At 64.4% G+C, this 7,741-nt stretch carries 9 protein-coding genes; 8 read left to right on the forward strand and 1 reads right to left on the reverse strand.

Translation table 11 applies throughout. The features are described 5' to 3' along the window. Positions 1 to 284 (forward strand): GntP family permease (locus BLX41_RS19500; RefSeq protein ID WP_221179217.1); only part of this gene is annotated, 284 nt, incomplete at its 5' end. A gap of 96 nt (positions 285 to 380) precedes the next feature. On the opposite strand, the gene alaC is transcribed toward BLX41_RS19500, so the two are convergent. Further along, positions 381 to 1,592: an alanine transaminase gene (gene alaC / locus BLX41_RS19505; protein WP_123726204.1), complete on the reverse strand. Its 1,212-nt coding sequence runs from the start codon at positions 1,590 to 1,592 to the stop codon at positions 381 to 383. Between the two features lie 277 nt (positions 1,593 to 1,869). On the opposite strand from alaC, the gene BLX41_RS19510 reads away from it, so the two are divergent. From BLX41_RS19510 to kdpB, 7 genes are all read left to right on the forward strand, one after another. Continuing rightward, entirely contained in the window at positions 1,870 to 2,532 is a 663-nt protein-coding gene (locus BLX41_RS19510; RefSeq protein ID WP_123726205.1) for a LysE family translocator, read from the forward strand. A 69-nt stretch (positions 2,533 to 2,601) separates the two neighbouring features. After that, the gene (locus tag BLX41_RS19515; protein ID WP_123726206.1) at positions 2,602 to 3,090 is read left to right on the forward strand and encodes a GyrI-like domain-containing protein; all 489 of its coding nucleotides are present in this window, start codon (positions 2,602 to 2,604) and stop codon (positions 3,088 to 3,090) included. A 253-nt stretch (positions 3,091 to 3,343) separates the two neighbouring features. After that, positions 3,344 to 3,442, forward strand: a complete 99-nt coding sequence (kdpF, locus tag BLX41_RS19520; protein ID WP_016968152.1) for a K(+)-transporting ATPase subunit F — start codon at positions 3,344 to 3,346, stop codon at positions 3,440 to 3,442. After that, complete coding sequence (locus tag BLX41_RS33770; RefSeq protein ID WP_162884082.1) at positions 3,426 to 3,596, forward strand: hypothetical protein; 171 nt, start codon at positions 3,426 to 3,428, stop codon at positions 3,594 to 3,596. The genes kdpF and BLX41_RS33770 overlap by 17 nt, the downstream gene beginning before the upstream one ends. Before the next feature lie 13 nt (positions 3,597 to 3,609). Further along, entirely contained in the window at positions 3,610 to 5,316 is a 1,707-nt protein-coding gene (gene kdpA, locus BLX41_RS19525) for a potassium-transporting ATPase subunit KdpA (protein ID WP_123726207.1), read from the forward strand. Between the two features lie 9 nt (positions 5,317 to 5,325). Further along, on the forward strand, positions 5,326 to 6,009 hold the full coding sequence (kdpC, locus tag BLX41_RS19530; protein ID WP_123726208.1) for a K(+)-transporting ATPase subunit C: 684 nt from the start codon (positions 5,326 to 5,328) through the stop codon (positions 6,007 to 6,009). A 12-nt stretch (positions 6,010 to 6,021) separates the two neighbouring features. Next, on the forward strand, positions 6,022 to 7,741 hold a 1,720-nt coding region (gene kdpB, locus BLX41_RS19535; RefSeq protein WP_259745016.1), incomplete at its 3' end, for a potassium-transporting ATPase subunit KdpB.

Consider the following 7,741-nt stretch of genomic DNA (forward strand, 5'->3'; position numbering starts at 1 on the left):
TGATTCGTATCGCCACCGGTTCGGCCACCGTGGCGACCATCACGGGCGCAGGCATCGTGGTGCCGGTGGTGGGGATGATCCCCGGGGTCAACCGCGAACTGCTGGTGCTGGCCACCGGCGCCGGCTCGCTGATCCTGTCCCACGTCAACGACGCCGGGTTCTGGCTGGTGAAGCAGTACTTCAACATGACCGTGGCCGAGACCTTCAAGACCTGGACGGCGATGGAAACCATCCTCTCGGTGGTGGGGCTGATCTTTATCCTGCTGTTGTCGCTGGTGGTTTAAGAGCTTCGCCTGTAGGAGCGGGCTTGCCCGCGAAAAACCGGCAGCACGGCCACAAAAAAACCGCATCACTGCGGTTTTTTTGTGGCTGAAAGCATCTCAGCTTTTCTGCACCAGCCCGTCAGCGCGGAACATGCCGCGAATACCGCGCACCGCCTGGCGAATCCGGTCCTGGTTCTCGATCAACGCAAAGCGCACATGATCGTCGCCGTATTCACCGAAACCCACCCCCGGGGACACGCAGACCTTGGCTTCGGCCAGCAGCTTCTTGGCGAACTCCAGGGAGCCCAGGTGCGCGTAGGCCTCGGGAATCTTGGCCCAGACATACATCGAGGCCTTGGGGTTCTCCACCATCCAGCCCAGCTCATGCAGGCCCTTGACCAGTACGTTGCGCCGTTGCCGGTACTGCTCGGCAATGTCCCGTACGCACTGTTGGTCGCCTTCCAGTGCCGCGATAGCTGCTACCTGCAGCGGGGTGAAGGTGCCGTAGTCGTGGTAGCTCTTGATCCGCGCCAGGGCGCTGACCAGCTCCGGGTTGCCGACCATGAAGCCGATACGCCAGCCGGCCATGTTGTAGCTCTTGGACAGGGTGAAGAACTCCACCGCGATGTCCTTGGCCCCGGGCACTTGCATGATCGACGGGGCTTTCCAGCCGTCGTAGACGATGTCGGCGTAGGCCAGGTCGTGGATCACCAGCACGTCGTACTGCTTGGCCAGGGCGATCACCCGTTCGAAGAAATCCAGCTCCACGCACTGGGCGGTGGGGTTGGAGGGGAAGCCGAGGATCATCATTTTCGGCTTGGGGATCGAACCGCGAATGGCCCGCTCCAGTTCGGCGAAGAAGTCCACCCCGGGCACCAGCGGCACCGAGCGCACCTGGGCGCCGGCGATCACCGCGCCGTAGATGTGGATCGGGTAGCTGGGGTTGGGCACCAGCACCGTGTCGCCCTGGTCCAGGGTGGCGAGCATCAGGTGCGCCAGGCCTTCCTTGGAACCGATGGTGACGATGGCTTCGCTTTCCGGGTCGATATCGACCTCGTAGCGATCCTTGTACCAACGGGAAATCGCCCGGCGCAGCCGTGGAATGCCTTTGGAGGTGGAGTAGCCGTGGGTGTCCTCACGCTGGGCAACGGTGACCAGTTTTTCGACGATGTGCGGCGGAGTCGCGCCGTCGGGGTTACCCATGCTCAAGTCGATGATGTCTTCGCCGCGCCGACGCGCAGCCATCTTCAGCTCGGCAGTGATATTGAAAACGTAAGGGGGGAGACGATCGATGCGCGCAAAGCGGCGCGGCGAACCTTGTTCGGCCATTGTTGCCTCGAAAAGACGTAAGCGCCCGGAACCGTCCGAGCGACGTTGGCCACTGCGGTGGCCTGCGGGGCAGACGATAAAGGCGCTGTCGCGGGCTTGTCCAGAGGTGCGGAAAATTATTTTGCGCTCCGGGCGGTTTGCCGGGCTGTCGGGTTTGCCGCTATAACGTGCACGCTTTTTGCCTGCAAGGACGGCGATCGGCTTCTGCCTGATCCGTTCGGGCGGTTCTGACGCCGCTCGGCAGCTCTTCGAACAACAGCGTCAAACGGGAAGAATGATGGAGTTTACCAGCGGCTTTTTACTGAGCCTTTCGCTGTGCCTGGACATCGGCGTGGCCAATATTGCGATGATCACCCTGGCCATGCAGCGCGGCTATTTCCAGGGCTTTTGCCTGGGCCTTGGGACCTGCGTCGGTGACCTGATCTACGCACTGCTGGCCCTGGCCGGAATGACCGTGCTGCTGCAGTACGAAAGTGTGCGCTGGGTGTTGTGGATCGGCGGTTCGGCGCTGCTGGTGTATTTCGCGGCGAAGATGATTTATGCCGCCATTCATCACAGCGCGACACTGGCCACGGCCGGGGAGGCGGACCGCGGTTCGCCACGCAGGGAGTTCTTGCGCGGGATCTTCCTGGCCATGTCTTCCCCCAGCGCGATCCTCTGGTTTGCCGCCGTGGGAGGCACCCTGATTGCCCGATCCGGTGGCGGCACGATTGCCGACTCCGGGTTGTTCCTGGCCGGATTCTTTTGCGCCGGGCTGGTCTGGACCATGGGCCTGTGCCTGGCCGCGACCCAGGGCGGCAAGTTGCTGGGGGACAAGCTGTTGCGCTACTCCTACCTGGCATCTGCAGCGATCTTCTGCTATTTCGCGGTTTACGTGATCCTATCCGGTTACCAGGAGTTCATCGTCGGCGCCGGGGTGGTCGACCTTCCGGCGCTCTGATCCTGGCCCTGGCGATTGGCTTCTATACTTGTTGCCGTACCCATCTTTTCTGCGGCAGGAGTGGCATTCATGGATGAGCAAAAACAGGGCGCGGGTCCAGAACCGCGCTTCGAAAGAGAGCGTTTTCTGCTGATCGCCGGCTTCAGCGAGCGGTTTACCCCTGGCTCCGGCCAGGACATCGGCCAGCTCTGGCAGCGCTTCATCCCCCACATCGGCAAGGTGCCGGGGCAAGTGGGCGAGGTGACCTACGGCATCTGTTGCAACCCCGATGGCCAGGGCAGCTTCGAATACCTGGCCGGGGTCGAGATCAGCAAGCTTGACGACCTGCCCGAGCGCTATCGCTGGATCGAGGTGCAGCCGCAGAACTATGCGGTGTTCGAGCACGACGGTTCTTTGCAGGACTTGCCAAAGACCTTCGACTACATCTGGAAGACCTGGCTGCCCCAGTCCGGTCGCGAGGCGGCCGATGCCCCGGAATTCGAGCGCTACAGTGCCGATTTCAACCCTGATACCGGTAGCGGTGTGGTGGAGATCTGGCTACCGCTCAAAAGTGAATGATTCCCTCGGGGGCGCTGGCCGGCCCCCGATTCTCCCTGCCTTGGCCGCAATCTATACGCCGTCTTAACACCGCCCCCCGCAATCAGTGTCCGACCTTGATACGCCCTCACCTAACCTGCGTGGCGCAGAGGAGAGCGGCGGACGGCTCGTTCCCGACTCCCTGCCGGTGCCCATTGCCGGGTGCCTGACCGGTTGCGCCCCGGGCCGCTGTCTGCGGTTGCGGCGCCGCCTCAAGGGATTAAGGGGAAAAGCCTTGCTGACACTGGAATTCATCTACGGCGCCAGCGGTTTTTGCGCCGTGCTGCTGTTTGTCTACCTGGGTTACGCGCTGATCCGTGCCGAGAAATTCTGATGACCGCACCCAGCGCTACCCCGGCATTTTCATTCGCCCGTCCGGGCATTCTCGAGAAAGGAAACCAGCCATGTACGACCTGATCTTCGTGGGCCTGTCCCTGGGGTTCTTTGTACTGACGGCCCTGGTCATCGTCGCCATGGGCAAGATTTGAACGGAGCATCGACATGTTGAGTACTGTGCTGGAATACGCGGTGATCCTCGGGGTAATGACTGGGCTCGCCGTACTCATGGGCAAATGGCTGGCCCGGGTCTTCAGCGGCCGCGGCCACGCCTTGCCCGAGCGGGCCACCTACCGCCTGCTGGGGATCGACCCCGGCGAAACCATGGGCTGGGCCCGCTATGGCTCGGCGCTGTTGCTGTCCAACGCGGCGATGATGCTCCTGGGCTACCTGGTGCTGCGCCTGCAAACCGTCATGCCCCTCAACCCCCTGGGGCTGGCGGCGCAGACCCCGGACCTGGCGTTCAACACCGCCGCGTCCTTTATCACCAACACCAACTGGCAGGCGTACTCAGGTGAAAGCAGCCTGTCGAACTTCAGCCAGATGGCGGTGATCACCTTCCTGATGTTCGTCGGCGCTACCGCAGGTGTTGTCGCCGCGGCCGGCTTCATTCGCGGCCTGAGCCGTTCCAGCTCGGCGGATATCGGCAACTACTGGGTCGACTTCACCCGCACCCTGTACCGGGTGATGCTGCCGCTGTGCCTGGTCATGGCCCTGGTCTATGTCTGGCAGGGCATGCCCCAGACCCTCAACTCCCAGGCCCTGGCCACCACCTTGGAAGGCGCCCAGCAGCAACTGATCGTCGGCGCCGTGGCCAGCTTCGAGTCGATCAAGCACATCGGCACCAACGGTGGCGGCTTCTTCAGCATGAACGCCGCCCACCCGTTCGAGAACCCGACCCCGCTGACCAACGTCCTGCACATCCTCAGCATGTTGCTGATCCCTTCGGCGCTGACCTACGCCTTCGGCAGCATGCTGCTGCGTCGGCGTCAGGGCTGGGTGTTCTTCGGCACCTTCCTGGTGATGTTCGTCGGCTTCCTGGCCATTGTCTTCACCGCGGAGCAGGGCGGTAATCCGCTGCTGACCCAGGTCGGTGCCGACCAGCAACTGTCGGCAACCCAGAGCGGCGGCAACATGGAAGGCAAGGAGCTGCGCTTCGGCATCGCCGACACCGCGCTGTTCGTCACCACCACCACCGGCGCCACCACCGGTTCGGTGAACGCCATGCATGACTCGCTGACCCCTATGGGTGGCTTCGTGCCCCTGGCGCAGATGATGCTCAACTGCGTGTTCGGCGGTGATGGCGTGGGCTTTATCAACCTGATCCAGTACGCCCTGCTGACGGTGTTCCTGGTGGGCATGATGATCGGCCGCAGCCCGGAATTCCTCGGCAAGAAGATCGAGGCCCGGGAGATCAAGCTGGTGATGCTCTCGGTGCTCGCCCACCCGATCTGCATCCTCGGCTTCACCGCCCTGGCAGCGCTGTGGCCCGACACCCTGAACAGCCTCAACAACCTCGGCCCCCATGGCTTCAGCGAGGTGCTCTACGCCTACGCCTCGGGCACCGCCAACAACGGTTCGGCGTTTGCCGGGCTGAACGCCAACACGCCGTTCTTCAACACCACCATCGGTCTGGCGATGCTCATGGGGCGTTTCTTCACCATGCTGCCGATGCTGGCCGTGGCCGGTTCGCTGGCGGCGAAAAAGAACATCCCGGCCGGTGCCGGCACCATTCCCACTGCCACGCCGCTGTTCATGTTCCTGGTGGTGTTCGTGGTGCTGGTGGTTGGTGGCCTGACTTTCCTGCCGGCCCTCGCGCTCGGCCCGCTGGTGGAGCAACTGCAGTTGCTGGCCGGCCAGACTTACAAGTAAGGGGTTGTGATGACGACGCAAATGCAAACCCAAGGCACCACTGCGGTGCTGTTCAAGGGCCTGTTGCGCCCGGTGCTGGTGGCGGCGGTGTTCTTCATGCTGCTGACCGGGCTGGCCTATCCGCTGGCGACCACCGTGCTGGCCAACCTGCTGTTCCCGTTTCAGGCCCAGGGCAGCCTGGTGCAGCGTGACGGGTTGGTGGTGGGCTCGGCACTGATCGGTCAGTCCTTCAGTCGCCCGGAGTATTTCCAGGGCCGGCCGAGCATGACCCTGGGCAGCGATCCGCTGGACCCGAGCAAGAGCGTGCCCCAGCCTTACAACGCCGGGGCCAGCGGTGCCAGCAACCTGGGCCCCACCAGCCAGAAGCTGGTGGACAGCGTGGCCGCGCGGGTCAGCGCCTATCGCCAGCTCAACGGCCTGGCGGCGGACATGCCGGTACCGGTGGACGCGGTGACCGCCTCGGCTTCCGGCCTGGACCCGCACATTTCCCTGGCCAACGCCCAACTGCAATTGAACCGGGTGGCCCGCCTGCGCAACCTGCCGCTGGCCGATCTGCAGGCGCTACTGCAGGACCACAGCGAAAGCCGCACCTTCGGCCTGCTGGGCGAGCCCCGGGTCAATGTGCTGCAACTCAACCTGGCGCTGGATGCCCAAGCGCCCCTGCATTCCTCGCCCGTTGCGGCCAGTGAGTAAGAGACGTCGATCATGAGTAGCAACCCTCGTATAGCGTTGTTCGACCGTGGGCTAGTGCTCACCGCGTGCCTGGATGCCGTGAAGAAACTGCTGCCCCAGGCGCAGTGGAAGAACCCGGTGATGTTCGTGGTCTACCTGGGCAGCCTTCTCACCACCCTGCTGTGGTTCCAGTCCCTGGGCGGCGAGGGTGAGGCCCCCAGCGGCTTTATCCTCAGCATCACCCTGTGGCTGTGGTTCACCGTGCTGTTTGCCAACTTTGCCGAAGCCCTGGCCGAGGGCCGCAGCCGGGCCCAGGCGGCGAGCCTCAAGGGCATGAAGCGCCAGACCCTGGCCAAGCTGCTGCAACAGCCCCGGCATGGCGCCGCCTGGTTGCCCATGGCCGCCAGCGAACTGCGCAAGGACATGGTGGTGCTGATCGAGGCCGGCGACCTGGTGCCCCTGGACGGCGAGGTCATCGAAGGCGTGGCCACGGTGGACGAAAGCGCCATCACCGGTGAATCGGCGCCGGTGATCCGTGAGGCCGGGGGCGATTTCTCCTCGGTCACCGGCGGCACCCGGGTGCTGTCGGACTGGCTGGTGGTGCGCATCAGCGTCAACCCCGGCGAGTCGTTCCTGGACCGCATGATCTCCATGGTGGAGTCGGCCAAGCGCCAGAAGACTCCCAACGAGGTGGCCCTGACCATTCTCCTGGTGGGCCTGACCCTGCTGTTCCTGCTGGTGATCGTGACCCTGAGCCCGTATTCGATCTTCGCCGTGGCCATGAGCGGCACCGGCAGCGTGATCAGCGCCACGGTGATGGTGGCGCTGCTGGTGTGCCTGATCCCCACCACCATCGGTGGCCTGCTCTCGGCCATCGGTGTGGCGGGCATGAGCCGGATGATGTCGGCCAATGTCATTGCCACCTCCGGCCGCGCCGTGGAAGCGGCGGGGGACGTGGACGTGCTGCTGCTGGACAAGACCGGCACCATCACCCTGGGCAACCGCCAGGCCAGCGCCTTCCTGCCGGCGCCGGGGATCAAGGACAGCGAACTGGCGCAAGCCGCGCAACTGGCTTCCCTGGCGGACGAAACCCCGGAAGGCCGGAGCATAGTGGTGCTGGCCAAGCAACTGTTCGACATCCGTGGGCGCGACCTTCACGCCCTGGGCGCCAGCTTCGTGCAGTTCACCGCCCAGACCCGCATGAGCGGGGTCGACCTGCCCGAGGGCCGGAGCATCCGCAAGGGCGCGGCCGATGCCATCCGCCGGCATATCGAGGCCCAGGGCGGCAGCTTCCCGCCGGCCTTGCAGGCCAAGGTCGATGAAGTCTCGCGCCGTGGCAGTACGCCGCTGGTGGTCAGTGAAGGCGCCCAGGCCCTGGGCGTGGTGGAGCTCAAGGACGTGGTCAAGGGCGGGATCAAGGAGCGCTTCGCCGAGCTGCGGCGCATGGGCATCAAGACCGTGATGATCACCGGCGACAACCGCCTGACCGCGGCGGCCATCGCCGTGGAAGCCGGGGTCGACGATTTCCTCGCCGAAGCGCGGCCCGAGGACAAGCTGCAACTGATCCGCGACTACCAGGCCAAGGGCAAGCTGGTGGCCATGACCGGCGACGGTACCAACGACGCCCCGGCCCTGGCCCAGGCCGACGTGGCGGTGGCCATGAACAGCGGCACCCAGGCGGCCAAGGAAGCCGGCAACATGGTGGACCTGGACAGCAACCCGACCAAGCTGATCGAAGTGGTGGAAGTGGGCA

It is taken from the genome of Pseudomonas protegens (assembly GCF_003732485.1).
GTDB lineage: Bacteria > Pseudomonadota > Gammaproteobacteria > Pseudomonadales > Pseudomonadaceae > Aquipseudomonas > Aquipseudomonas protegens_B.